Source organism: Streptomyces sp. NBC_01622 (genome assembly GCF_045209635.1).
In the GTDB taxonomy this organism is placed as follows: Bacteria; Actinomycetota; Actinomycetes; order Streptomycetales; family Streptomycetaceae; genus Streptomyces.
The window spans coordinates 6183556-6207139 of sequence record NZ_CP109293.1 but is presented as its reverse complement, the minus strand read 5'-3'; the positions used below and the strand labels follow the sequence as shown (position 1 = coordinate 6207139).

The window sequence follows — 23584 nt, the reverse complement described above, 5'->3', positions numbered from 1 at the left end:
TCCTGGTTTCGTACGGCTGTCAGTCAGGGGTTCGGGCAGGGGTACGGCTGTCCGGGCGAGGTTTTCTCCCCGCTCGGCACGAGCCTACGTGGTCCGAGCAGTCATCGCTTCAGCACTCTTTCGAGTGAGTCCTTACCGCGTCCTATACCTGATCAAGACCCACTTCCAGGCGGAAAAGCGGTGAAACCGGAGCCTTCGCCACCCATTGGGCGGTAGGAAGGATCCGGCACATCAGCATCAGGTGTCACACAACGTAAGGGAGTGCCGGGTGGGTCAGCCGGAGATTCAGCCCGAGGGTGGCGATCTGGCCGGGCGGGCGTTTCCGCTCGGGGACTGGGGCGAGCCCGCGGCCCGGCTGGACGAGCTGTACCGGTGGGTCGAGCGCGGGGCGCTGGAGACGGCGGCCTGGTACCTCGCGGACCGGGTGTGGAAACGGCGCGGGGCGCGGGTGCTGCGCACGGGTGGGGCGCTGGGCGCGGTCGTCGGGGCGGCGCTGCCGCTGCTCGACCTCACCGGGGTGGTGGCCGGGCTGGCCGCCTGGGGCTATCTGGCGCTGCTGCTCGGGGCGGCGTGCGTGGCCGGGGACCGGCTCTTCGGGATGACGTCCGGGTGGATGAGGGACGTGGCTACGGCGCAGGCGGTGCAGCGGCGGCTTCAGGTGCTCCAGTTCGACTGGGCGTCGGAGGGCGTGCGGGAGGTGCTGGGGCCGGCCGAGGGGACGGCGAGCGAGGCCGCGGAACGGTGTCTGGGGGTGCTGCGGCGGTTCTCGGAGGACGTGACGGAGCTGGTGCGGATGGAGACGGCCGACTGGATGGTGGAGTTCCGGACGGGCTCGGCACCGCTGGGCATCCAGTCGACGGTGGCCGGCGGGGGGCGGCAGGAGGGGGCGGTCGTACACGGCAGGTTCCCGATGCCGCCGGGACCCGGCGGACCGGGAGGCGGCAGCCGGCCGAACATGCCGCGGCAGCGACCGCCCGAGCCCCGCTGACGTGGGCTACGTGCACAGTTTCATGCCCTCCACGGTCCCGCACGGGATGTGGCCGTGGACGCGGATCACGTCCTGGCCGACGCCCTGTGTCAGATAGTTCAGGAAGCTCGACGTGAGGGAGTCGGACGGGGGCAGGCCATATGTGTAGGCGTACTCGATCTCGCGGTACGGGTAGCTGCTCGTGCCCTGTTCGATGGCGTCCACGGACGCGGTGTGGCCGTCGAGGGTGAGTACGTGCAGACCCTTGGCGTGCGAGGCGAGGGTGAGTTCGCTGTAGCCGATCGCGCCGGGGACCTCGGCGACCTCGGACAGCACCTGGTCCGTGGAGTCGAGTTCGCAGCGGATGACGGGTGCCGTCGGATCGTCCTTGTGGACGCAGTCGACGGAGGAGTTGGCGATCTCGCCCCGTTTCAGCACCCGGCGCTGGAACACCTGTCTCGTACCGGAGTTGGCGTCCCGGCTGACCATGTGCACCGCCACGTCGGGCCCGCCGAGCTCCCGCCAGTTCTTGATGTCGCCCCGGTACAGGCGTCGTACGTCCGCGGTGGACAGGTTCTTGAGGTGGATGCCGTCGTTGACGACGATCACGAAGACCGACATCGCGACCCGGCGCGCCAACAGTTGGGGCATGTCGCTCGGCTTGGGTCCGTCCGACATGGCCACGATCGCCGGTGAGCCCTTCTTCGACGCGAGCCCGCCGGCCTCCAACTCCCGTACGCCCGCCGTCGATCCGTGCGGATCCACCACGACCTTCGAGCCCTCGCAGTCCTTCTCGTACTTCTGCGCGGCCTCCTCCATCACCGGCGCGAAGGCGGTCGAACCGGTGACGGTGAGGGTGCCGTGCGCGCAGCCGATCGGCGGCGGGGTGTCGTCGCGGGCCACCACGATCGTCGCCAGCGTCACCACGCACACCGTGAGCATGATGGTGATCAGCCGGGAGGCGCGGCTGAACAGGGGCGCCTTGTCGTCCGGGGTCGCGCTGCGGTTGGGGTGCACCTCGCCGTCGCGGATACCCCCTATGAGCCGTATGTCGCAGCCGACGTCACCGCCGGACAGCAGCACCAGCAGCTTGAAGTGGTCGCGCGGGTTGAGCGGGACGCGCGGGATGCGCAGGGTGTTGCCGTCGAAGCCAAGGCCGGCCGCCGGGGTGAAGTGGTCCATCAGATGGTCGGTGCCGACCGGCTGGGTGACCGAGACCCCGCGGATCGTGCGGTCGGTGAACACCGCGGTGAGGCCGTGGAGTTCGCGCCCGGTGTAGTCGTTGTCGGCGATGCTCTGCGAACCGTCGTTCTCGATGCGCAGCAGGACGAGCGTGGCGTCGGACATGCCCGGCACCTCGTCGAAGAGGCCGAGGCGTCTGTTGGCGCGGCCCGAACGCACGTCGTCGCCAATGGGGTTGTCCATCTGGACGCGGTAGCCGATCCGCTTGCGGCGCGGCGTCCGGCGTTCGTACCAGACCATCACACCGGACGCGACGATACCGAGCACCGCGGTACCCACGGCGACGACGTTCTCCGCGCTCAGCCACTCCACTGCGGGCCCCCGCTCCCCAGCCGGATCGTGGGGTCACGGTACGGGCGGCCCCGGAAAACCCGCAGGGGCTGTCGGCCGAAGTTCGGGTGACGTTCAACTGGCCCCGCAGTAAAGGGACTTCAGCCCGACTTCGTGTACGTCAGCTTCTCGCCGTTGCCGGTGTTCACCCGCTGGAGCGTGCCGTGCGACAGCAGGGTGATCTCGCTGGCCGCGCCCGGGCTGCAGGACGACAGCGGCTGTCCCGAGGTGACGGTGGAGGCGCCGAGCCTCAACGGGCTGTCGCCGCCGGGCCGTTGGGCGAGGTCGGCGCTGAACACGCAGTGGTAGCCGGGGCCGTCCGCGACCAGTTCCAGTACGGGGTCCCCCACCTTCCCCTGTCTGATGGTGAGTTGGCGGGTGTTGTGGCCCGTGGAGTTGTCGATGGAGGCGTTCCAGGTGCCGAGATAGCCGCTCGGTACGGCGTCGCCGCCGCTCGGTGTGGCGGAGGAGGACGGCGAGTTCGTCGGCGACGGTCCCCCGGTGGTCGGGCCCGGCGTGGTGGGCGCGGCGCTGGTGGCCCGGCCGCCCGAACCGGCCGCCGTACGGCTGCCCTTGCCACCGCCCTTCACCAGCGCGTACACCGAACCGCCCGCCCCCAGCGCGACGACCAGCGCGACCACGACGAGCAGCGCGGTCGACCGCTTGCTGCGGCGCGGCTCCTGGGGCTCCAGGTAGGGGCCCGGGCCGTAGGGCGGGGTGGAGCCGGGGCCGGGGTTGTGGGGGTAGGGGTTGTACGGCACCTGACCGCCCCAGCCGACGAGTTGCCGGGCGGGGAGTTGGGGGTAGCCGTAGTCGGGGGCGGGCGGGGCGGGCTGGGCCGGCTGTTGCGGGTAGCCGGGGGCGGGCTGGGGGTGCTGCTGCGGGTGACCGTAGGCCGGGTGCGGGGTGGGTGGGGGTGGTGTCCCCGTGGTTCCGGGCCGGCTCTCGACCACCGTCGGGAGGTGGGTGGTCGGCGCGCCACTGTCCGCCGGCGCGGGGGGCGGCAGGGAGGAGTCGTCGGAGGCCGGGGCGTGTTCGGGGGAGGCTTCGGGGACGGCCGGGTGATTTACGGCGACGGGGGCGGCCTGCGCGGAAGCGGGTGCGGGTGCGGCGGGTGCAGGTGTGACGGGTGCGGGTGCGGGAAGTGCGGCAGGCGTGGCCCCCTGAGCCGCCTCCAGGGCCAAGGGCTCGGAAGCCCGAGCCTGAAGGGCCCGCACCACCGGAGCGCCCTTCTCCAGCTGGACCCGCTCGGTGGAGGCCTTCTCGGTATCGGCCTTCTCCGTGTCGGCCTTCTCGTTATCGGTTTTCCCGGTGTCGGCGCTCTCCAGCTCCGCCGTCTGCGGATCCTCCGTGTCGAGCAACCGCACCGCGTGGCGCCCGAGTTGGGCGACCAGGCCGCTCGGCAGCCAGGGGTCGCGGGAGCGGCCCCCGGAGACCGTGTCCTCCGCGCCCGTACGGTCGAGGATGCGGTCCAGGGTGGGCCGGGTGGCCGGGTCCTTGCGCAGGCAGTCGCGGACCAGTTCGGCGATGCCCTCGGGGACGCCCGTCAGGTCGGGTTCCTCCTGGGCGATGCGGAACATCAGCGCGTGGACACCGCTGCTCGCGCTGCCGAAGGGGAGGGTGCCGGTCGCGGCGTAGGCCAGGACGGAGCCGAGGCAGAAGACGTCGCACGCGGGGGTGATGCGGTCGCCCCGCACCTGTTCCGGTGCCATGAATCCGGGCGAGCCGACGAGCGAACCGGTGCGGGTGAGCCCGTCCCCGGCCTGGGTCTCCAGGGCCCGGGCTATGCCGAAGTCGATGACGCGGGGGCCGTCGATGGTGACCAGCACGTTGGACGGTTTGAGGTCGCGGTGGACGATGCCGGCGGCGTGGATGTCCTGGAGCGCGTGCGCGAGCCCGGCCGCGAGGATGCGTACCGAACGCTCGGGCAGTGCCCCGTGGTCGCGGCCGACGACCTGTTGCAGGGTGGGCCCGGCGACGTATCCGGTGGCCACCCACGGCACCGCGGCCTCGGTGTCGGCGTCCAGGACGGGCGCGGTCCAGTGCCCGCCGACCTGCCGTGCGGCCTGCACCTCCTGCCGGAAGCGGGCGCGGAACTCCTCCTGCGCGGCCAGGTCCTCCCGCACCAGCTTGACGGCGACCGTGCGCCCGCGGTCCGACCGGGCCAGATACACCTGCCCCATGCCGCCGGCCCCGAGCCGGGCCAGCAGCCGGTATGCCCCGATCCGCTGCGGATCGGCCGCCCCCAGTTTCTCCACGACCGCGCCGCCTCCCCTGAAATCCCCGGTCACGCCCCGGTCACACCCCTGCGCTCCGCGACAGACCGAGAATAGTGCGGGGAATCGACGAGACGGCCGGAGCGGTGTCTACGGTTCCGTAACGGGAGACCGGGCCCAGCCGTGCACCGGCCGACCCTGGACAACCTGTCGCGGAAACCCCGCTACCGCAGACAGGACGCCGATTCCGTTTCCGCATCGCGGACATTTACGCTCGCCGCCATGACCCCTCAGCCCAACCCCCAGGCCGGCGCCGCCGTGAAGGCCGCGGACCGTGCGCATGTGTTCCACTCCTGGTCCGCGCAGGAGCTCATCGACCCGCTCGCCGTGGCCGGCGCGGAGGGGTCGTACTTCTGGGACTACGACGGCAGGCGCTACCTGGACTTCACCAGTGGGCTCGTCTACACGAACATCGGCTACCAGCACCCGAAGGTCGTCGCCGCGATCCAGGAACAGGCCGCGACCCTCACCACCTTCGCGCCCGCGTTCGCGATCGAGGCCCGGTCGGAGGCGGCCCGGCTGATCGCCGAGCGGACGCCCGGGGACCTGGACAAGATCTTCTTCACCAACGGTGGCGCCGATGCCGTCGAGCACGCCGTGCGCATGGCGCGGCTGCACACCGGGCGGCCGAAGGTGCTGTCGGCGTACCGCTCCTACCACGGTGGTACTCAGCAGGCGATCAACCTCACCGGGGATCCGCGGCGTTGGGCCAGCGACGGCGCCGCCGCCGGGGTCGTGCACTTCTGGGCGCCCTTCCTGTACCGGTCCCGTTTCTACGCGGAGACCGAGGAGCAGGAGTGCGCGCGGGCGCTCGAGCACCTGGAGACGACGATCGCCTTCGAGGGGCCCGCCACGATCGCCGCGATCGTGCTGGAGACCGTGCCGGGGACGGCCGGGATCATGGTGCCGCCGCCGGGCTATCTCGCCGGGGTGCGTGAGATCTGCGACAAGTACGGGATCGTCTTCGTCCTGGACGAGGTGATGGCCGGGTTCGGGCGGACCGGCGAGTGGTTCGCGGCCGACCTGTTCGACGTCGTACCGGACCTGATGACCTTCGCCAAGGGCGTGAACAGCGGATACGTGCCGCTCGGCGGGGTGGCCATCTCCAGCGCCATCGCGGACACCTTCGGCAAGCGGGCCTACCCGGGCGGCCTGACGTACTCCGGGCACCCGCTGGCCTGTGCCGCGGCCGTCGCGACGATCGACGTCATGGCCGAGGAGGGTGTCGTGGAGAACGCGAAGCACCTCGGTACGACCGTCGTGGAGCCCGCGCTCCGGGCGCTGGCGGAGCGGCACCCGAGTGTCGGGGAGGTGCGCGGGGTCGGCATGTTCTGGGCGCTGGACCTGGTGAAGGACCGGGAGACGCGCGAGCCGCTGGTGCCGTACAACGCGGCGGGTGAGGCCAACGCGGCGATGGCCGCGTTCGGGGCCGCCGCGAAGCAGCAGGGGCTGTGGCCGTTCGTCAACATGAACCGCACGCACGTCGTCCCGCCGCTCAACGTGACCGAGGCCGAGCTGAAGGAGGGCCTCGCCGCCCTGGACACGGCGCTGTCCGTGGCGGACGAATTCACGTCGTAGTACGCCGTCGAATTCACCTCGTAGTACCCGGAATGGGCGGGTCCCTTCCGCCGGTGCCCGGATACGGGCAGGGCGGGAACCCGAACGCGTAAGGTGACGTGCTCGTAGACATATACGAGTACGCCATCGAACGCGACGAGGGAGACGCTCCGACGATGCCCGGAAGCAGCGGCAACGGCGCCGTGACCCGCAGCACCCTGCGGCAGCAGATCGCCGGCGCGCTTCGCGACGAGGTCCTGGCCGGACGGCTCCAGCCCGGCCAGGAATTCACGGTGAAGGAGATCGCCGAGCAGTACGGCGTCTCCGCGACCCCGGTCCGGGAAGCCCTCGTCGATCTCTCCGCGCAGGGACTCCTGGAGGCCGACCAGCACCGCGGCTTCCGCGTCCACGAGTACTCGGTGGCCGACCACCGCGGCATGATCGAGGCCCGCGCCCTGGTCACCGAGGGCATGTTCCTGGCCCTCGCCGGCGGCCACCCCGTCTTCGACCGCACCGACGACCCGCGTACGGTCGCCGCGCTCGCCGGGGTCCGCCGCCGCGGCGAGGAGGCGCAGCGCGCCGCCGAGGCCGGTGATCTCACCGTGCTGATCGGCTACGACCTGCGGTACTGGCGCGAGCTGAGCACCATGTTCGGCAACCCCTACCTCGGCGACTTCCTGCACCGGCTGCGCGTCCAGTCCTGGGTGTGCACGGTGCAGCATCTGCGCCGACTGACCGATCTGCGCGGGCAGTTGTGGTCCGAGCACACCGAGCTGGTCGACGCCCTGGCGCGCCGCGACACCCCGGCCGCGCGCGCGATCGTCCTGGCGTACAACACGCACTCCCTCGACCTCATCGAGCGGCTGGCCGCCCGGTGACCGGACCGGAAAGGGCCGCTCCGGCCGTGGACCCCAGTGTCGTCGTCGTGGACCTCAGTGTCGTCGTGCCCGCCTACAACGAGGAACAGCGGCTCGGGCCGACGCTCGAAGCGATCACCACGTATCTGAGCGACAACGAGGGCCGCTTCGGCGACTGGGAGATCGTCGTCGCCGACGACGGCTCCGACGACGGCACCCGCGAGGTCGTCACCTCCCGCGCCGACCCGCGTGTGCAGTTGGTCACCAGCCCCCGCAACCGCGGCAAGGGCCACGCCCTGCGCCTCGGGGTCGCCGCCTCACGCGGGGGCCGGGTCCTGGTCACCGACGCCGATCTGGCCGCGCCCATCGAGGAGTTGGAGAAACTCGACAAGGAGCTGAGCGAGGGCCGTGCGGCGGCGATCGGCTCCCGGGCCGCGCCCGGCGCGACCATCGAGAGCCACCAGCACCCGGTCCGCGAACTCCTGGGCCGCGCCGGCAACTTCCTCATACGGCAGGCCGCGGTCCCCGGCATACGCGACACCCAGTGCGGCTTCAAGCTCTTCGAGGGCGACCGCGCCCGCGAGGCCTTCGCCGCCTCCCGCATCAACGGCTGGGGCATCGACGTAGAAGTCCTCCAGCACTTCCGCCGCGCCGACTGGGACGTCGCCGAGGTCCCGGTGCGCTGGGCCCACCAGTCCGGTTCGAAGGTACGGCCCCTGGACTACGCCCGGGTCCTCACCGAACTCGCCCGCCTGCGCGCCCGCTCCCTGCGTCCGGTCGACATCCTGGTCCCCGTCCTCTTCCTCCTCATGTCGGTCGCCCTCTACTCGGGCCGCTTCTTCGACCCGAACCACCGCTACCTGGAGGACTCCCTCCAGGACCAGAACCAGTGGGAGTGGTTCTTCGCGGTCACCGCCGACAACGTGGCCCACCTCCACAACCCGTTCCTCTCGAACCTCCAGGGCTTCCCCGACGGCGTGAACCTCATGGCCAACACGGTCATGCTCGGCCTGTCGGTCCCCTTCGCGCCCCTCACCCTGCTGGCAGGACCCGCGGTCTCCCTCAGCGTCTGCATGGCGCTCGGCCTCGCGGCCACGGCCGCCGCCTGGTACTGGCTGATCGTGAAGCGTGTCGTACGGCAACGGGCCGCGGCCTTCGTCGGCGCCTCGCTCGCGGCCTTCGCCCCGCCGATGGTCAGCCACGCCAACGCGCACCCCAACTTCGTCATCCTCTTCATGATCCCGCTGATCATCGACCGCGCCCTGCGCCTGTGCGCGGGCACCCGGGTCGTCCGCGACGGCATCGTGCTCGGCCTGATGGCGGCCTACCAGATCTTCCTCGGCGAGGAGCCCCTGCTCCTGGCGTCGATCGGCATGGCCCTGTTCGCCGCGTCCTACGGCGTCCTCAACAGGGATGTCGTCCGGGCGTCCTGGCGCCCCCTGCTCAAGGGTCTGGGCATCGCGGCGCTGGTCTGCGCCCCGATCATCCTGATCCCCCTCTGGTATCAGTTCGTCGGTCCACAGAGCTACAAGAGCGTCCTGCACGGCGACAACGCCGGCAACAGCCCCCTCGCTCTCCTCTCCTTCGCCGAACGCTCCCTGATGGCGGGCGACGAGATCCGCGCCAACTCCCTCTCCCTCAACCCCACCGAACAGAACGCCTTCTACGGCTGGCCGCTGGTCGCCCTGGCCTTCGCCATCGTCGTACGACTGTGGGAACACGCCCTGGTCAAGGCCCTCGCGTTCACGGCGATCGCGGCGGCGATCCTCTCCATGGGCCCCAAGATCCGCATCCCGCTCACGGACACGATCTACCCCGGCCCCTGGGCCCTGCTCGCCCACAAGCCGCTCTTCGAGTCGGTGATCGAGGGCCGGGTGGCGATGATCTGCGCACCCGCGCTGGGCATGCTGGTCGCGCTCGCGGTCGAACGGCTGGCGGCGACACGGGAGTTGGGCACGCAGTACGTGGGCCTGCTCGCCGTATGCCTGGGCCTGCTCCCGCTCGTACCCGCGCCGCTGAAGGCGGTCGACCGGGCCGCGGTACCGGCCTTCTTCACCGACGGCACCTACAAGTCGTACGTCCGCGCCGGCGAATCCCTGGTCCCGATCCCGCTCGCCGACCCCGGCGCGGCGGAGGCGCTGCACTGGCAGACGGCCTCCGGCCTCGGCTTCAAGATGCCGGGCGGCTACTTCAACGGCCCCTACGGCGCCGACCGCATCGGCATCTACGGCGCCTCGCCCCGCTACACCTCCAACATGCTGCGGGACGTCCGCTACACCGGCGTCATCCCCACCATCGGCAAGAACTGGCAGGCCCAGGCCAAGGCCGACTTCGCGTACTGGCACGCGGGCGCCCTGGTGATCGCGCCGCAGCCCAACGACGACAAGCTCCGCACGGCCGTGGAGAAGCTGGTCGGCAAACCCGGTAAGTGGGTGGACGGCGTGTGGGTATGGGACCTGCACGAGGGGAGCTGACCCGGGCCGCACCGACTACTCTTCCCCCTACTCTTGCCTGACCACCATGCGAACACCACGCTGCGCAGCGAGTAACCGAGGAGCCCCTTTTGGCCTGTGACCTGTGGCTGGTCCCGCTCGTCGACGTGTTGTGCCACACCCCCGACAATCCGTTCGCCGACGAACTCGCGCTCTACAACTCGCTGCTGGACGAGGCCGGGCTCCCACCGGTGCCGGTGTACCAGTACATGCCGGGACTGTCCGGGGAGGTCGCCCCGGTCGCGGGCTTCGACTACGACGCGCTGCACTTCCTGCGCCGGGCCTACCTCCTCCAGGTCTGCGGGCTCCCGGTGACTCCGGTGGACGACCTGGGCGGCGACTACGAACAGCTCCTGGAGATGTTCGAGACCACGGCCCAGCAGTCCCATCTGGTCTGGCACTACGACCACGCGGGCGCCTACGTCCCCGTCGACTTCCCGCACCCGCTCTCGAACGACGAACTCCTCGCCGGCGGCGGCCCGTTGGGCTCCTCCCAAACCCTCCTCCGGGAGCTGGAGTTCGTGGCCCCCACGATCGGCATCGACCCCGCGAACCCGCCCACGCCACCCCAGCCCCCCGCCGCACCCACGGAGTTGGAGGAGCCGGCGGTCCCCGCGCCGTACGACGCCAGCCCCTTCGCGCGCGAGCGGCACGTCTGGCTCGGGCTGCACGCGGCGGCGACGCGCAGCCTGGCCCAGGGCTCGATGATCGTGTTCAGCTAACGGTGCGTGCGAGGGGTGTCCTCGGTCGCGGCCATGTCCTGTGTGCCGATGACGCCGAGCAGTTCGAGCTGGGCGGCGCCCTCGGTGCCGGGCGGGGCCGTGAACCACAGGAGGCGCTGGCGGCCGTCCTCGCTGAACAGACTGTGGCAGTCCAACTCGATGATCCCCAGCGTGGGGTGCACGATGCGTTTGTGATCGGTGCGGCGCAGGCCCACGTCGTGGGTGTCCCACAGGGCGGCGAACTCCGCGCTGCGCCGCCGCAGTGCGGCCGTCATGCCGGATACCTCGCTGTCGCGGCTCCGGCGGGCGGCAACTGCCTGGAGGTCGGCGACGAAGACCCGTGAGTGGTGCGGATGGTCCTCGGGCGGGTAGACGGCGCGGGCGGCCGGATCGGTGAACCAGCGGTACGCGAACCCGGTGACGGGGCCCCGCGGTTCCGGCGCCCGCCCGAGCAGTGCCGCGGCCAACTCGTTCTGGACGAGGGTCTCGTGCAGGTCGGTGATGACCTGGGCCGGGGTGGTGGCCAGCCGGTCCAGCAGCCCGAGCAGGGCAGGCTGTACGTGCCGCGCGCCCGCGCCGCGCGCCGACTCGGGCAGCGGCCGGTCGGCGAGGTGGAACAGGTGGTCGCGCTGGTCGCCGCCCAGCCGCAGCGCCCGGGCCAGGGCGGTCAGTGTCTGCGCCGAGGGCTGGGCGCCGCGTCCGCGCTCCAGCTCGGTGTAGTAGTCGGCCGACAGGCCCGCCAGTTGCGCGACCTCCTCGCGCCGCAGACCGGGCACCCGGCGCCGGGGCCCGACGGGCAGGCCGACGTCGGCCGGCCGGACCCGGTCACGCCGGGACCTGAGGAACGCCGCGAGCTCGGGAAGGTTCACTCGCTCATCGTCGCCTCTCCGGCGGGTCCGAGCCAGGGGCCGGCAACCCCTGGGTGGGCTCAGCCCTGGCGGGATGCGGCAACCGGGAGGGATGGTTGCCACATCCCCACAGCAGCACGAGGAACACGAAGAAAGAGAACACCATGCCTTTCGCGAACTTCAAGGTCCCTGCCGGCGCCCTCACCGCGGAGCAGAAGGAGCAGATCATCACGCGCACCACGGACCTGTACGCCGAGATCTTCGGCGACGGCGCCCGCGCCACCACGCTCGTCCTGGTGGAAGAGGTCGCCGACGCCGGATGGGGCATCGGCGGCGGTGTCCTGACCCTTGCCAAGATCCAGGGAACACCGCAGGAGTGAGGGCCTAGCGGATCCTGCCGAGACCCGTCTGGACGTCCTCCGCGTTCATCACCGGGGTGTAGGTCAGCTCGGCACCCAGGTTGAGGAAGAACGGCTCACTGATCGACGGAATGTCGGAGGGGTCCTTCAGATCGAAGAACAGGAACGCGGTGCGCTTGCCGCCATCGGCGGTGAAGTAGGCAGCCTCGGGCTTGATCTGCTCCATGGACTCCTCCATGAGCTTCCCGAGAGTCCCGTTGCGGATGGCCTCGTTACCCTTCTCCGTGTCCATGGACGCTTTCAGCATCATGCGCATCGCAGTCACCTTCTTCTGATCGGCGTGCGCGGGGCGGACCACTTCAGGATATGCCCGGACAAAGGGGGACGCCCCGGCCAGGACGTCCCCCTTTTTTGGTCAGTTCTGCTCGACGATACGGATCGTGCGGATGCCGGTACCGCGATACCGGGTCGGCGTCCTGGTCAGGACGGGTCGGCCGCGCGGCCACTCGACGGTGGGCAGGGCGAGATGCAGCACATGGGCGCCGCTCCAGTCGGTCTCGTCCTTGTCGCCGTCCGCGTCGGCGTCACCGGCGACCCGCAGTCGCTTGCCCACGGCGGCCGCCGCAGCGAAGTCGAGCCCCTCGATGGCCACGGACGGCAACGCGCCGACGTGTTCGGCGACCCCGGCGCGCTCCCGCTCGGCGGCGGCGAGACTGAGCGCCGGGATGTAGACATGCAGGGCGGGATCCTTCTCGGCCTCGACGACGAGTCGGGAGGCCATGATGTTGCCCGCGCCGAGTGCCAGTGCGGCGGTGTCGTCGAAGATGACGGCACGCGGCAGCGGATACCGCTGCTCCTCCCCCGTCACTGAACCTCACCGATCCGCCCGGCTTCGAGGTCGGCCCACAGCTTCTCGCCGGCCTTCTCGTCCTCTTCCGTGTAGGGCCTGCCGAGGAAATGCTCCTCGACGTACGCCCTGGTCTCCTCGTACCGCTTGCGCAGCTCTTCCTTGGTGGGCGTGGCCCCGGCCAGCTCCGCGACGAGGTCTCGCATGGTCATCCCCCGTTCCCTGGCCAGCTCCAGAAGACGGTCTCGGACGGCGGGGTCGACCTTGATCGTGGTGTCAGCCATAAGCGGAGTATACCGGTGGTATACCGCCTCCGGGCGTACGAGTGTGACGGTCATCAACGCTCCATTTCTTTCGAGGGACCCGGCTCTGCACGGGCGTGCGGCCGGGAGTCTGAGGTGCGTTTACGCGAGCGCGGGGCGCCCCTGCAACAGGGCGCGGGCGAGTGCGCCTCCGCGCTGCGCGGCCTCGCGGTAGCCGGAGGCGCCGGGCTTGCGCGGCTCGACCCGGACGGTGGTGACCGGTGCCGTCGCCTGACTTGCCGGGCACTTTCGACGCAGGCGGTTTTCGACGATGGCGGCGGCCGAGTACATCCGTCGCGGCAGACCGTCCGTCAACGCCGCGCGCACCTGAACGCTCGTCGCGCCCCGCTCCCACCACTCCTCGACCAGCGGCGCGAGCTTCAGCGCCTCGGCGGCGCCGAGCGTGAGCCGAGGTTCAGTTCGCCCGAGTGACCCGAGCAACTTCGCGGCAAGCGCGGCGCTTTCCGCCGGGTGGCGCTGGGCTCCCGACCTGCAGCCCTGAACTCAGAGGCGCGCGCGGCCGGTTGCCCTGGCCCTACTCATCGGTTCGCACGTCGGACACCTCGTACAGCGCATCGCCCTCACCCGGCACGCGACGCAGGTATCCCGCCGCCTCAAGTTCACGCAGGGCCGCCGCGACTTCGGCACGCCCCTCCTTGCGCTGCGCGGTCAGCGTGGCGACCGAGACATCGATCCCGCCCGGAAAACTGAGAAGGTACGCCAACACACCTGCCGCACACCACGAGATGTCCTGGTCGTGGAGCAGGTCGGTGGCGAAAGTAGTGTGGGTATCCGCAGGCGCGGTACGGTGCAAAGGCATCGGGAGGTCGTTCTCCTGTTGTCGAGCCCCCGGGTGTTGGCGCACCGCGGGGGCGTTCTTTGTTGGCGTGACTCTATGGGCACGCAAAGCGACGAAAGCAAGCTGGAACCGGCGTTTCCTGGGCGGGAGTTGGCGTTCTTCACTCTTTTGGGTGAAGGGCGGTGCGCAGGAGCAGGGTGTGGACGAAGCGGTCCGGGGTCGTCGGCCGGTAGCGCCAAGTCAGCGGCCAGGTCTGGCCGTTGAGGGCCGGGACCGGGATGTACGAGATGTGGTTCGGGCCGGCGGTGAGGCGGGTTACTCCCGGTGGCCACGCGCGGTGGGACGTACTGCCGGCGGGGACCAGGAAGTAGACCGGGCGGTTGCCCGTCGCTTCCTCTACGACGGGACCGGGCGCCCCTCCTGTCATGCGGGCGAGCCTGTCCGCGAGGTCTCTGCCCTCGTCGCCGTCCACCCGTACCGCGTCGAACTGGACCCCTGCCTTGCGGAGTTGGATGCCGGTGGCGGGGATCCATTTCAGGTCACTTTGCGTATCCATGCGGATAGTTTCGGCAGGTCCGGCTAGCGTCTTCCATAACTCTGCGTCGACCATCCGCGACGGTTGGGCACAGGAGTCGGCTATTGGTGACCGGTTGAGTTCGGTTGAGTCCGGGGGTGACCGCAATGGCGCGGGCCAAGAACAAGGAAGAAGCGAGCGGAACGGCGCATCTCGTCGCCACCCTCGCGAAAGCACTGCGTGAGCAACAGCAGCTGACGCAGAGCGAGTTGGGCAAGTTGATGGGCTATACCGGCTCTGCGGTCAGCGCGATGGAGACCTGTGCGCAGCCCGCCAGCGACGACATGCTCGTCAAGCTGGAGGAAGCGGTCGGGGGTGGGCTCGGGGTCTTCGACGAGGCGCGCAAGTGGATGCTGTTGGAGAAGTACCCGACCCGGTTCCGCGGGTTCGCCGAGATGGAGGCGGAGGCCGTCACGTTGTCGTCGTACGAGACGCTCGTTGTCGACGGCCTGTTCCAGACCGAGGCCTATGCGCGGGCGTTGATCGGTGGCGGATATCCGCCGGTGTCGGAGCAGAAGCGCGAGGAACTGGTCGAGGCACGACTTGCCCGCAGGAAGCTCTTCGACCGGGACCCAGCTCCGATGATCGAGCTGATCCTCGAAGAGAGCGTGCTGAGGCGGCCGTTCGGGAGTTGGGAGGTGCAGCGGGAGCAACTGCGTTCGCTCGCCGAGGATGCGCGGCGGGACAATGTCTGTGTGCAGGTGCTGCCGATGGATCGCGGGCTGCGCGGAACGTACGCGGGTGACCGTGGCTCGATGAAGTTGGTGGTGACCAAGGAGCACGAGCACGTCGTCTACATGGAAGTCGAGGACCAGGGCATCCTGATCAGCGATCCGCCGGAAGTCTCCCAACTGGCGCACCGCTATGCGAAGATCCGCGCACAGGCTCTGAGCCCCGACGATTCACTGAGCCTCATCGAGCGGTTGGCAGGAGAAGAACGATGAGCGGCACCGGCACGTTGCGTTGGTTCAAGTCGAGCTACAGCGACAGCGGGGGCGGGAATTGCGTCGAAGTCGCCTTCGACTGGCGTAAGTCCTCGTACAGCGACGGTGGCGGCGGAAACTGCGTCGAGATCGCGGCCTGCCCCCACACCGTGCACGTCCGGGACTCCAAGAACCCGGGGCTTGGGATGATCACCGTGTCCGATGTGGCCTGGTCTGCCTTCCTCACCCCCCACCCCCTCCCCAAAAAAGTGTGACACTTTCAGGCGAAACCGACACACTTTTTCAACACACCCACCCCACCCCCACCCCAAACTGCTCACATGAGCAGCTCACAGCATGTCCAGGCTCCGCCAGGAATGGGCACCGTGTACCGCGCGACGCTGGACGCGATGGCCATGCGAGGGCCCCGGCGCGTGGGTGTCACCCACATCGCGAGACTGGCCGACTCCAACCGCCAGTACTTCTACCGGAATTGGGCCAATCCCCAGGTACTGCTGCGCGAGGCCACCTTGCAGGAACTGAAGCGCGTGCTGCACGTGGCCCTGCAAGTCCCCGGCCCGTTGCCGCCGCCGGAGTGCCTGGGGGTGCGCTTCGTAGTGCGGGCGGCCCGGCTGCTCCGGGAGCATCCGGTCGTCGCGGCGATGGCACGGACCGAACCGGCGATGACGTACGCCGCCGTCCTCCGCACGGACACCGAGTGGCACGGGATCGCCTGGCAGTGGCTGTCCGAGCATGTGACCCCGCACCTGCGCGGCAGCGCCGAGCGGGACATGGTCACGCTCGCCGTGCTCACCACGGCACTGCCGTACGCACTGATCCCGCCGGAGGAGCCGCCCTCCGAGGCCGAACGGGCGGCCGTCGACAGCCGGTTGAGCCAAGCCCTGCACGCCTGTCTCGGCCTGCCGCTCGCCTGCCCCGACTGACCTACAGGTCCTGAAGGAGCCAGAGGGACAACGTCAGCACCGCGACACCGCGTACCGCGACCAGCGCCAGATTCGCGCTCCGCAGCCGGCCCGCCCGCAGCCACACGGTCCATGTCACCAGCAGCGACAGCACGACCGTGAGGATCAGAGCCACGGCGTCGGGCACCGCGTACAGGGCGTCGCGGTGCGCCCACAGGAGGGTCGACCACCACACCACGGCCGCCGCGCTGAGCACGGACTCCAGGATCAGAGCGGTGCGGGCCTCGCCCCGCCCCAGGACTGCCATGGACATCCGTGCTCCTCACGCTCGGCGCAGAAGGTAGGTGCGGAGTCGAGTCTAGAAGACCGGCGTGCCGGCCTGCGTCAGCTTCCAGTTGGTCGCCGCGAACGTCGTCGGGTCGATCGTGCCCTTCGCCGTGGCGTAGGCGATCATCAGGTCGCGGACCTGGTTGGTGGAGCTGTAGGCGGACTCCGCGGCGGCGATGTGCGGGTAGCCGCTGCCGCCGTTGGCGCGGTAGTTGTTGACCGCGACGACGAAGACCTGGTCGTCGGGGATCGCGGCGCCGTTGTAGGTGAGGTTCTTGATGCGGGAGCCCTCGGCCGCCGCGATGTCGATCTCGTAGGAGACACCGGCCGCCGTGTCGTACATGTAGTCCCAGAAGCTGTTGGCGTTGGTGAGGGTCGAGGTGTCGACCGCGGTGCCGGCCGGGACCTGGTGGTAGTACTTCGCCGCGAACTCCAGGTAGTCCTTGAGCTGGGCGCCGGTGAGCTTCTTGCCGTAGAGGGTGTTCTCGTAGATGTAGAGGCCGGCGACATCGCGGATGGTCACGTCGCCCTTGGGGATGTCGGCGGTGCGGCTGAAGCAGGCCGCCACCGAAATCAGCGGGAGCGCGGCGTCCGCCGCCGACAGGCCCGCCTTCACCGTCTCCATCTGGACCTCGTGGATGAAGTCGATGGCGGGGACGTCCTTCCAGCAGGCCTCCGCGGTCGACATGTCCTCGGCGCTCGTGCCGATCGCCGTGTTGACGTACTTGACGACCAAGTCGTGGTCGGCGGTGAGGAGTTCGGTGATCTTCTTGTCCTCCACGACCGTGTTGCTGTTGAGCGTGGTCGCCGTCTTGCCGGTGATCTCCCAGCAGCCGCGCACGAGTTCCAGCTCGAAGTCGAAGACGGACAGGCGATAGCCGTAGCAGTACGGCTCGGACAGGAGGACGTCCTTGCCGGTCTCCTCGTTCTTCACCGTGTAGGTGGGGACGTCGACGTGGGTGTGGCCGACGAGGATCGCGTCGATGCCGGGGACCTGCTGGGCGACCAGGTTCGACGCGTTCTCCACGTACGGGAGTTCGTCGCCCCACGACGTCGAGCCGTCCAGACCGGAGTGGTCGGTGAGGAAGACGACGTCACAGCCGAGCGCGCGCAGCCGCGGCACGTACTTCTTCGCCTGCTCGACGAGCCCCGGGAAGACCAGCTTGCCGCTGACGTTGTCCTTGTCCCACAGCGCGATGCCCGGGTTGGTGAGGCCGAGGATGCCGACCTTGATGTCCGGCGCGCCGGGCACCTTGATGTGCTTGACCGTGTAGGGCTCGAAGGCGGGCTTGAGGGTCTTCGCGTCCAGGGCGTTGGCGCCGAGCAGCGGGAAATGACACTGCTTCTCGAAGGTGCGCAGCACGTCCACGCCGTAGTTGAACTCGTGGTTGCCGAGGGCGGCGGCGTCGTAGCGCATCTCGTTCATGGCGATGGCCATGGGGTGCTTGGGGCCGCGCTTGCCGTCCTTGCCCGTGATGGGGTCGACGTTCGCGTAGTAGTACGCGAGAGACGTGCCCTGGATGATGTCGCCCGCGTCGACGAGCAGCACCCGGTCCTCGCCCTTCTCGGCGCGCAGGTTCTTGACCAGGGTGGCGATGCGGGCGATGCCGTAGGTGTTGCCCTTGGAGTCCACCGGGGCGGCGTTGGTGTAGTAGTCCCAGTTGAAGACGTGGCTGTGCAGGTCGGTCGTGCCCAGGATGGAGAACGTCCAGGTCTTGGGCTTGGGCTTCGGCTTGTGCCGGTCGGCGGCCTCGGCCGGGGTCGCCGCCGCCGTCCCCGCGACGGCCACGACAGCGCCGGTGACGGCGGACTTCTGCACGAACTCACGGCGGTTCATGGGATTGACGGGCATTCAGGGCTCCTGGAAGGGCACAGAGGGCGGGTGTTGCGTGCGGGGCGCGGCGGGCTACCCGCGTAGATGCTGGCCTCCACCTGTTACCGGCGTAACCACGGACAGCCCAAGGGCCGGTCAAGGTTTCCCAAGACCGGCCCAAGTACAGCCACCAACCGACGCTCTAGATGAACGAGTTGATCTCGATCGTCTCCGTGCGGCCGGGGCCCACACCGATCGCGGAGATCGGCGCGCCCGACATCTCCTCCAGCGCCTTCACGTAGGCCTGCGCGTTCTTCGGGAGGTCCGCGAAGGTCTTGGCCTTCGTGATGTCCTCGCTCCAGCCGGGCAGGTTCTCGTAGATCGGCTTCGCGTGGTGGAAGTCGGTCTGCGAGTACGGGAGTTCCTCGACGCGCTTGCCGTCGATCTCGTAGGCCACACAGACCGGGATCTGCTCCCAGCCGGTGAGGACGTCGAGCTTGGTGAGGAAGAAGTCGGTCAGGCCGTTCACGCGGGTCGCGTAGCGGGCGATGACCGCGTCGAACCAGCCGCAGCGCCGGTCACGGCCGGTGGTGACACCCCGCTCGCCGCCGATGCGGCGCAGCGCGTCGCCGTCCGCGTCGAACAGTTCGGTCGGGAACGGGCCCGAGCCGACCCGGGTCGTGTAGGCCTTCAGGATGCCGATGACCCGGCTGATCTTGGTGGGGCCGACACCCGCGCCCGTGCACGCGCCACCGGCGGTGGGGTTCGAGGACGTGACGAAGGGATAGGTCCCGTGGTCGATGTCGAGGAGGGTGCCCTGCCCGCCCTCGAAGAGGACGACCTTGTCCTGGTCCAGCGCCTGGTTGAGGACGAGGACAGTGTCGGCGACGTAGGGCTTGAGGCGGTCCGCGTAGGACAGCAGCTCCTCGACGACCTGCTCGATGGCGATCGCGCGCCGGTTGTAGAGCTTGGTGAGCATCTGGTTCTTGATGTCGAGGGACGCCTCGACCTTCTGCGTCAGGATCGACTCGTCGTAGAGGTCCTGGACCCGGATGCCGACGCGGTTGATCTTGTCCGCGTAGGTCGGGCCGATGCCGCGGCCGGTGGTGCCGATCTTCCGCTTCCCGAGGAAGCGCTCGGTCACCTTGTCCACCGTCACGTTGTAGGGCGTGATGATGTGAGCGTTACCGCTGATCAGGAGCTTGGACGTGTCGACGCCGCGCTCGTTCAGCCCGTTCAGCTCGGAGAACAGGACCGACGGGTCGACGACGACACCGTTGCCGATGACCGGAATGCACTCCGGTGTGAGGATCCCGGAAGGGAGCAGGTGAAGGGCGTACTTCTGATCGCCCACGACTACCGTGTGGCCGGCGTTGTTGCCGCCCTGGTAGCGCACCACATAGTCGACGGACCCACCTAGCAGGTCCGTCGCCTTTCCCTTGCCTTCGTCACCCCACTGAGCACCGAGCAGCACAAGTGCGGGCACGCGCGTACACCCCTTCCGGGCGGGGCATGTCCAAGGTCAGAGACGTACGCCGCACAGCGTGTGCCTCGTACGTCAGCGACCCTCGTCGGCCGCAACCCGTCGGACCGGATGCCCCGGAATAGACGAAGCCCCTGGCGCAATAGCGCAAGGGGCTCTTGCACAAAGATGCTACCCGAGGAAGCGAGGCATGGCCGAGGTGGCGACTTTCGCGACTTCCGATCAGCTCCTGGTCGTCATCGATCCGGTCGCCCGGCGCACCGACGGAGAGTCCGTCCGCATCGCGAAAGACGTGCTCAGCGCGGGTGCCGCGACCAAGGTGTGCATGCCGGAGGGGCCCGAGGAATTCGCCCGGGTCCTCGCCCGGCGGGGCTCACGGCGACCGGTGCTGGTGGGCGACGACCGTGCCCTGATGCGGACCGTGTCCCTGCTGCACCGCCAGCGGGAGCTGGCCGGATGCGCCCTGTCGATGGTGCCGGTGGGCGGCGCGCTGTCCCTGGCGGGGGCGCTGGGGGTGCCCACGGGGGCGGTGGCGGCGGCGCGGGCGGTGCTCGACGGGGTCGTACGGCGGATGGATCTGCTGGTGGACGACAGCGACGGGGTGGTGCTGGGCGCGCTGCGGATCCCTTCGCTCCCCTCGCCCGCGGTGCCCTCGCCCGCCGGCTCCGGGCACGCGTCGTGGCTGCGGACCTGTCAGTCGCTGGTACGGACCCTGGTGCCGGCCCGCCCGGCACGGGAGCGGGAGTCGCTCGACGGTGTGCCCCGGTTCGCGCCGGCACGGCTCCGGGTCGAGGTCGACGGCGTCACCCTCGTCGACCTCGACCAGCCGGTGGAGGCGGTCTCCGTGAGACCGGGGGCGTCGGGGCTGGCGGAGGTAGAGGTACGGCCGGTGTCGGTGGGCGCGGAGGCGTCACCGCTGTGTGCCCGGGGGCGGTCGGTGACTGTGTCCGGGGCGGATTTCCGGTACCGGGCGGACGCGGTGGTGGCGGGGCCGGTGCGGACTCGGACGTGGGTGGTGCGGGAGGGGGCTTGGGGGCTTACTTTGCCGGGTTCTTCTTAGCGGGGCCTTGGGGGGCCTGGAAACCGCTGGTGTCGAGAGCGAAGCCGAACGGGTCGGGGATGTAGAGCTTCTCGCCGAACGGCTTGGTGAGGCTCTCCTCGTATCCGACCTGGGTCGACGGGGACCAATAGACGGTGGCCTCCTCGTCCTGCATGTTGAGGATGAGGTAGACGGGTACACCCGCCTTCCCGTAAACACTCACCTTCTCGTTCAGATCTGCGCTACGAGTCGATGTCGAGGTCAGTTCCGCTACGAAGGAGAGGGCCTCACCGTCCAGATGGTGACTGGTGCTCTCACGCGTCGACTCATGGGCCGCGTGAACATCCGGGCCGTACGCCCGCTCGGCTCCCGGGAACACGTACAGTGCCGGGAGCCCACTGATCTGGTGGCCTTCGGGCAGGTACGGGCGCAGCCGATCACAGATCAGGTCCATGACCCTGAGGTAGTAAGCCTTCTGCCACGGCGACACGACGATGTTCCCCCTGATGATCTCGGCCCGATAGCCGTCGGGCACGCCCAGCTTGTCGAGGACGTCCAACATCTCCTCGAAGCCGCCACGAGGCTCAGTGCCGCTCATCACCGGTCGCTCTGCCATGAGTGTCATGATGCGCCCTCCCCTTGATGCGGACCAGCCGCAACTCAGAGTAGTCGCTCACTTACTTCCATGTGATCGGATTCATCCTTCAAGCCCACCCCCGTGCTCTCCAACTCCCGCGCCCGCCCCATCAACCCCGCCAGCTTCCCCGCCGCCAGCTCATACGTCAGCCCCAGCGGCGGCCGGATGTTGGACAGGCAGTTGCGGTCGGCGTCCGTCGTCACCCCCGGCTTCGGGCGGTACGTCAGGTACGCGCCCAGGGAGTCCGCCGCCGACATCCCGGGGCGTTCTCCGACCAAGACCACGACCATCGTCGCGCCCATCGCCGAGGCGATGTCGTCACCGAGGGCCACGCGGGCCTGTTCCGCGAGGACAACCGGGGCCACCTGCCAGGACGTCGGCAGCAGTGCCGTCGTCGCCCGCACCATCGCCGCCGCGTGCTCGTGCACCGCGCGGCTGGACAGACCGTCGGCGACCACGAACACCACATCCCAGTCACCGGCAGGGAGGTGCGCCCGGTCGGCCGGCTCCAACCGTCGCCCCAGGTCCGGGCGTTGGAGATAGGTGAGCCGGTCGGGCGCCGCGCTGCGCACCCGTACCGTCGGCTCGCCGCCCAGCGCCGCCGCCACCACGTCCGGCGCGAACGGCGAGTGCACCGCGTCCCGCGCCGCCGCGTGCGCGGCCTGCAACTCCAGCCGGTGATGCGTGGGCAGACCCGAGCCCGCCCTCCCGAGGCCGATCCTCGCCTGGGTGTGACGGCGCAGGGTCGGCCACAACTCACCGCCCAGCAGCTCCACTTGACCGGTCGTCATGCCACCAGTTCCCTTCCGATCGCCGTCAACGGGTGGGCCGTGGCGGACACGTCGTTGATCTCGCCGCCCTCGCCCAGCAGGCCGATCGAGTCGAGCCAGGCTTCGAACTCCGGTGCCGGGCGCAGGCCGAGGACCTCACGGAGGTACAACGCGTCGTGGTACGAGGCGGATTGGTAGTTGAGCATGATGTCGTCGCCGCCCGGTGTGCAGATCACGAAGGACGCGCCGGCCACGCCGAGCATGGTGAGCATGGTGGCGATGTCGTCGTCGTCCGCGTCGGCGTGGTTGGTGTAGCAGATGTCCAGGCCCATCGGCAGGCCGAGGACCTTGCCGCAGAAGTGGTCCTCCAGGGCGGCGCGGAGGATCTGCCGGCCGTCGTACAAGTACTCCGGGCCGATGAAGCCGACCACCGTGTTCACCAGGAGCGGGTCGTAGCGGCGGGCGACCGCGTACGCCCGCGCCTCCACCGTCTGCTGGTCCACCCCGTGATGCGCGTCGGCCGACAGTGCGCTGCCCTGGCCGGTCTCGAAGTACATGACGTTCGAGCCGACCGTGCCCCGGCCGAGCGCCCGCGCCGCCTCGTACGCCTCGTCGAGGAGGCCCAGCGTCACGCCGAAGGATGCGTTGGCCGCCTGGGTGCCGGCGATGGACTGGAAGACGAGGTCGACCGGCGCCCCGCGGGCCATCAGGTCCATGCTCGTCGTGACGTGGGACAGGACGCAGGACTGGGTGGGAATCGCGTACCGCTGGATGACTCCGTCCAGCAGCTCCAGCAGGTCCCGCACCGCCTTCGGGCTGTCGGTCGCCGGGTTGATGCCGATCACCGCGTCGCCGGAGCCGAGCAGCAGCCCGTCGAGCAGGGCCGCGGCCACGCCCGCCGGGTCGTCGGTGGGGTGGTTGGGCTGGAGCCGGGTGGCGAGGCGGCCCGGCAGCCCGATCGTCGAGCGGAAGGCGGTCACCACGCTCACCTTCCGCGCGACCGCGACGAGATCCGCGTTGCCCATCAGCTTGGACACGGCCGCCACCATCTCCGGCGTCAACCCGGGTGCGACGGCGGCCAGTTGAGCGGTGTCGGCCGTCAGCAGCCACTCCCGGAACCCGCCGACCGACAGCCCGGCCACCGGCGCGAAAGCCGCCGCATCATGCGTGTCGACGATCAGCCGGGTCACGTCGTCGGTCTCGTACGGGATCACCGGTTCGGCGAGAAAGGCGGCCAGCGGTACGTCCGCCAGCGCCCAGCGCGCCGCCACCCGCTCCTGGGCGCTCTCCGCCGCCAGCCCCGCCAGCCGGTCACCGGAGCGCTCGGGGCTCGCGGCGGCGAGCAGACGCGCGAGGGAGCCGAAGCGGTAGCCGTGGCCGCCGAGGGTCGAGGTGTACGTACTCATGGCGGCGACCGTACGAGGCGCGTGTTGCCCCCAGATTTCGCCAGATTTCTAAAGGTCTGGTTGACAAACATTTAACGCGCCGAAACCCTTG

General features: G+C 69.7%; 25 protein-coding genes. 10 read left to right on the top strand and 15 right to left on the bottom strand.

Going from position 1 to position 23584, the window contains the following annotated elements; translation table 11 throughout:
* The first annotated feature begins 268 nt into the window (after nucleotides 1–268).
* Complete coding sequence (locus tag OH768_RS28580) at nucleotides 269–988, top strand: SLATT domain-containing protein (RefSeq protein WP_406458285.1); 720 nt, start codon at nucleotides 269–271, stop codon at nucleotides 986–988.
* Nucleotides 989–994: 6 nt separating this feature from the next.
* On the opposite strand, the gene OH768_RS28575 is transcribed toward OH768_RS28580, so the two are convergent.
* Together OH768_RS28575 and OH768_RS28570 are read right to left on the bottom strand one after the other, a co-directional pair.
* Complete coding sequence (locus OH768_RS28575; protein ID WP_406458283.1) at nucleotides 995–2521, bottom strand: substrate-binding domain-containing protein; 1527 nt, start codon at nucleotides 2519–2521, stop codon at nucleotides 995–997.
* Between the two features lie 119 nt (nucleotides 2522–2640).
* Nucleotides 2641–4797 carry a serine/threonine-protein kinase gene (locus OH768_RS28570; protein WP_406465481.1) on the bottom strand — a complete coding sequence of 719 codons (2157 nt, stop codon included), beginning with the start codon at nucleotides 4795–4797 and terminating at the stop codon, nucleotides 2641–2643.
* A gap of 240 nt (nucleotides 4798–5037) precedes the next feature.
* Between OH768_RS28570 and OH768_RS28565 the strand changes: the two genes are divergently transcribed.
* The 4 genes from OH768_RS28565 (at nucleotide 5038) to OH768_RS28550 (ending at nucleotide 10443) form a co-directional block, all read left to right on the top strand.
* A complete protein-coding gene (locus tag OH768_RS28565; RefSeq protein ID WP_406458281.1) occupies nucleotides 5038–6393 on the top strand; it encodes an aspartate aminotransferase family protein in 1356 nt (451 codons plus the stop codon).
* A 155-nt stretch (nucleotides 6394–6548) separates the two neighbouring features.
* A complete protein-coding gene (locus OH768_RS28560) occupies nucleotides 6549–7250 on the top strand; it encodes a GntR family transcriptional regulator (RefSeq protein WP_406465479.1) in 702 nt (233 codons plus the stop codon).
* 26 nt (nucleotides 7251–7276) lie between these two features.
* Nucleotides 7277–9703 carry a dolichyl-phosphate beta-glucosyltransferase gene (locus tag OH768_RS28555; protein ID WP_406458279.1) on the top strand — a complete coding sequence of 809 codons (2427 nt, stop codon included), beginning with the start codon at nucleotides 7277–7279 and terminating at the stop codon, nucleotides 9701–9703.
* Between the two features lie 89 nt (nucleotides 9704–9792).
* Nucleotides 9793–10443: a hypothetical protein gene (locus OH768_RS28550; protein ID WP_406458277.1), complete on the top strand. Its 651-nt coding sequence runs from the start codon at nucleotides 9793–9795 to the stop codon at nucleotides 10441–10443.
* On the opposite strand, the gene OH768_RS28545 is transcribed toward OH768_RS28550, so the two are convergent.
* Nucleotides 10440–11312, bottom strand: coding sequence for a helix-turn-helix transcriptional regulator (locus tag OH768_RS28545; protein ID WP_406458275.1), 873 nt, complete (start codon nucleotides 11310–11312; stop codon nucleotides 10440–10442). The two genes, OH768_RS28550 and OH768_RS28545, sit on opposite strands and share 4 nt — an antisense overlap.
* A gap of 143 nt (nucleotides 11313–11455) precedes the next feature.
* Here OH768_RS28545 and OH768_RS28540 point away from each other — a divergent pair, with 143 nt between their 5' ends.
* Nucleotides 11456–11671 carry a 4-oxalocrotonate tautomerase family protein gene (locus OH768_RS28540; RefSeq protein WP_019070350.1) on the top strand — a complete coding sequence of 72 codons (216 nt, stop codon included), beginning with the start codon at nucleotides 11456–11458 and terminating at the stop codon, nucleotides 11669–11671.
* Nucleotides 11672–11675: 4 nt separating this feature from the next.
* On the opposite strand, the gene OH768_RS28535 is transcribed toward OH768_RS28540, so the two are convergent.
* The 6 genes from OH768_RS28535 to OH768_RS28510 all read right to left on the bottom strand — a co-directional run bounded on the left by OH768_RS28535 (nucleotide 11676) and on the right by OH768_RS28510 (nucleotide 14154).
* Nucleotides 11676–11966, bottom strand: coding sequence for a hypothetical protein (locus OH768_RS28535; RefSeq protein WP_406458273.1), 291 nt, complete (start codon nucleotides 11964–11966; stop codon nucleotides 11676–11678).
* A 99-nt stretch (nucleotides 11967–12065) separates the two neighbouring features.
* Nucleotides 12066–12518, bottom strand: coding sequence for a hypothetical protein (locus tag OH768_RS28530; protein ID WP_406458271.1), 453 nt, complete (start codon nucleotides 12516–12518; stop codon nucleotides 12066–12068).
* Nucleotides 12515–12781 (bottom strand): hypothetical protein, encoded by a 267-nt coding sequence (locus tag OH768_RS28525; RefSeq protein ID WP_399118558.1) that lies wholly within the window; start codon nucleotides 12779–12781, stop codon nucleotides 12515–12517. Before OH768_RS28525 ends, OH768_RS28530 begins: the two co-directional genes overlap by 4 nt.
* Nucleotides 12782–12901: 120 nt before the next feature.
* Entirely contained in the window at nucleotides 12902–13240 is a 339-nt protein-coding gene (locus OH768_RS28520; RefSeq protein ID WP_406458269.1) for a hypothetical protein, read from the bottom strand.
* A gap of 94 nt (nucleotides 13241–13334) precedes the next feature.
* Complete coding sequence (locus tag OH768_RS28515; protein WP_406458267.1) at nucleotides 13335–13619, bottom strand: hypothetical protein; 285 nt, start codon at nucleotides 13617–13619, stop codon at nucleotides 13335–13337.
* A gap of 139 nt (nucleotides 13620–13758) precedes the next feature.
* Nucleotides 13759–14154, bottom strand: coding sequence for a hypothetical protein (locus tag OH768_RS28510; protein WP_406458265.1), 396 nt, complete (start codon nucleotides 14152–14154; stop codon nucleotides 13759–13761).
* Nucleotides 14155–14279: 125 nt separating this feature from the next.
* Between OH768_RS28510 and OH768_RS28505 the strand changes: the two genes are divergently transcribed.
* The 3 genes from OH768_RS28505 (at nucleotide 14280) to OH768_RS28495 (ending at nucleotide 16039) form a co-directional block, all read left to right on the top strand.
* Complete coding sequence (locus OH768_RS28505; RefSeq protein ID WP_406465478.1) at nucleotides 14280–15116, top strand: helix-turn-helix transcriptional regulator; 837 nt, start codon at nucleotides 14280–14282, stop codon at nucleotides 15114–15116.
* Nucleotides 15113–15370 carry a DUF397 domain-containing protein gene (locus OH768_RS28500; RefSeq protein ID WP_406458263.1) on the top strand — a complete coding sequence of 86 codons (258 nt, stop codon included), beginning with the start codon at nucleotides 15113–15115 and terminating at the stop codon, nucleotides 15368–15370. The genes OH768_RS28505 and OH768_RS28500 overlap by 4 nt, the downstream gene beginning before the upstream one ends.
* 66 nt (nucleotides 15371–15436) lie before the next feature.
* Nucleotides 15437–16039, top strand: a complete 603-nt coding sequence (locus OH768_RS28495; protein WP_406458261.1) for a hypothetical protein — start codon at nucleotides 15437–15439, stop codon at nucleotides 16037–16039.
* 1 nt (nucleotide 16040) lies between these two features.
* Here the strand turns inward: OH768_RS28495 and OH768_RS28490 are convergent, their stop codons facing one another.
* The 3 genes from OH768_RS28490 to OH768_RS28480 all read right to left on the bottom strand — a co-directional run bounded on the left by OH768_RS28490 (nucleotide 16041) and on the right by OH768_RS28480 (nucleotide 19644).
* On the bottom strand, nucleotides 16041–16331 hold the full coding sequence (locus OH768_RS28490) for a hypothetical protein (RefSeq protein ID WP_406458259.1): 291 nt from the start codon (nucleotides 16329–16331) through the stop codon (nucleotides 16041–16043).
* Nucleotides 16332–16376: 45 nt separating this feature from the next.
* Entirely contained in the window at nucleotides 16377–18197 is a 1821-nt protein-coding gene (locus tag OH768_RS28485; RefSeq protein WP_406458257.1) for a bifunctional metallophosphatase/5'-nucleotidase, read from the bottom strand.
* A 163-nt stretch (nucleotides 18198–18360) separates the two neighbouring features.
* The gene (locus OH768_RS28480) at nucleotides 18361–19644 is read right to left on the bottom strand and encodes an adenylosuccinate synthase (RefSeq protein WP_406458255.1); all 1284 of its coding nucleotides are present in this window, start codon (nucleotides 19642–19644) and stop codon (nucleotides 18361–18363) included.
* Nucleotides 19645–19831: 187 nt separating this feature from the next.
* Here OH768_RS28480 and OH768_RS28475 point away from each other — a divergent pair, with 187 nt between their 5' ends.
* A complete protein-coding gene (locus tag OH768_RS28475; protein WP_406458253.1) occupies nucleotides 19832–20701 on the top strand; it encodes a diacylglycerol kinase in 870 nt (289 codons plus the stop codon).
* Here OH768_RS28475 and OH768_RS28470 read toward each other — a convergent pair.
* Genes OH768_RS28470 through OH768_RS28460 form a run of 3 tightly spaced genes read right to left on the bottom strand, consistent with a single transcriptional unit; the run spans nucleotide 20679 to nucleotide 23493 of the window.
* Nucleotides 20679–21305, bottom strand: coding sequence for a Uma2 family endonuclease (locus OH768_RS28470; protein ID WP_406458251.1), 627 nt, complete (start codon nucleotides 21303–21305; stop codon nucleotides 20679–20681). The two genes, OH768_RS28475 and OH768_RS28470, sit on opposite strands and share 23 nt — an antisense overlap.
* Nucleotides 21306–21340: 35 nt before the next feature.
* The gene (eutC, locus tag OH768_RS28465; RefSeq protein ID WP_406458249.1) at nucleotides 21341–22108 is read right to left on the bottom strand and encodes an ethanolamine ammonia-lyase subunit EutC; all 768 of its coding nucleotides are present in this window, start codon (nucleotides 22106–22108) and stop codon (nucleotides 21341–21343) included.
* Nucleotides 22105–23493, bottom strand: coding sequence for an ethanolamine ammonia-lyase subunit EutB (locus OH768_RS28460; RefSeq protein ID WP_406458247.1), 1389 nt, complete (start codon nucleotides 23491–23493; stop codon nucleotides 22105–22107). The genes eutC and OH768_RS28460 overlap by 4 nt, the downstream gene beginning before the upstream one ends.
* Between the last annotated feature and the right edge of the window lie 91 nt (nucleotides 23494–23584).

Coding starts and splice junctions, on each gene's coding strand:
- OH768_RS28565 (WP_406458281.1), top strand. CDS start 5,038: ATGACCCCTCAGCCCAACCCCCAGGCCGGCGCCGCCGTGAAGGCCGCG.
- OH768_RS28560 (WP_406465479.1), top strand. CDS start 6,549: ATGCCCGGAAGCAGCGGCAACGGCGCCGTGACCCGCAGCACCCTGCGG.
- OH768_RS28540 (WP_019070350.1), top strand. CDS start 11,456: ATGCCTTTCGCGAACTTCAAGGTCCCTGCCGGCGCCCTCACCGCGGAG.
- OH768_RS28535 (WP_406458273.1), bottom strand. CDS start 11,966: ATGCGCATGATGCTGAAAGCGTCCATGGACACGGAGAAGGGTAACGAG.
- OH768_RS28525 (WP_399118558.1), bottom strand. CDS start 12,781: ATGGCTGACACCACGATCAAGGTCGACCCCGCCGTCCGAGACCGTCTT.
- OH768_RS28515 (WP_406458267.1), bottom strand. CDS start 13,619: ATGCCTTTGCACCGTACCGCGCCTGCGGATACCCACACTACTTTCGCC.
- OH768_RS28510 (WP_406458265.1), bottom strand. CDS start 14,154: ATGGATACGCAAAGTGACCTGAAATGGATCCCCGCCACCGGCATCCAA.
- OH768_RS28505 (WP_406465478.1), top strand. CDS start 14,280: ATGGCGCGGGCCAAGAACAAGGAAGAAGCGAGCGGAACGGCGCATCTC.
- OH768_RS28500 (WP_406458263.1), top strand. CDS start 15,113: ATGAGCGGCACCGGCACGTTGCGTTGGTTCAAGTCGAGCTACAGCGAC.
- OH768_RS28495 (WP_406458261.1), top strand. CDS start 15,437: ATGAGCAGCTCACAGCATGTCCAGGCTCCGCCAGGAATGGGCACCGTG.
- OH768_RS28490 (WP_406458259.1), bottom strand. CDS start 16,331: ATGTCCATGGCAGTCCTGGGGCGGGGCGAGGCCCGCACCGCTCTGATC.
- OH768_RS28485 (WP_406458257.1), bottom strand. CDS start 18,197: ATGCCCGTCAATCCCATGAACCGCCGTGAGTTCGTGCAGAAGTCCGCC.
- OH768_RS28475 (WP_406458253.1), top strand. CDS start 19,832: ATGGCCGAGGTGGCGACTTTCGCGACTTCCGATCAGCTCCTGGTCGTC.
- OH768_RS28470 (WP_406458251.1), bottom strand. CDS start 21,305: ATGACACTCATGGCAGAGCGACCGGTGATGAGCGGCACTGAGCCTCGT.
- eutC (WP_406458249.1), bottom strand. CDS start 22,108: ATGACGACCGGTCAAGTGGAGCTGCTGGGCGGTGAGTTGTGGCCGACC.
- OH768_RS28460 (WP_406458247.1), bottom strand. CDS start 23,493: ATGAGTACGTACACCTCGACCCTCGGCGGCCACGGCTACCGCTTCGGC.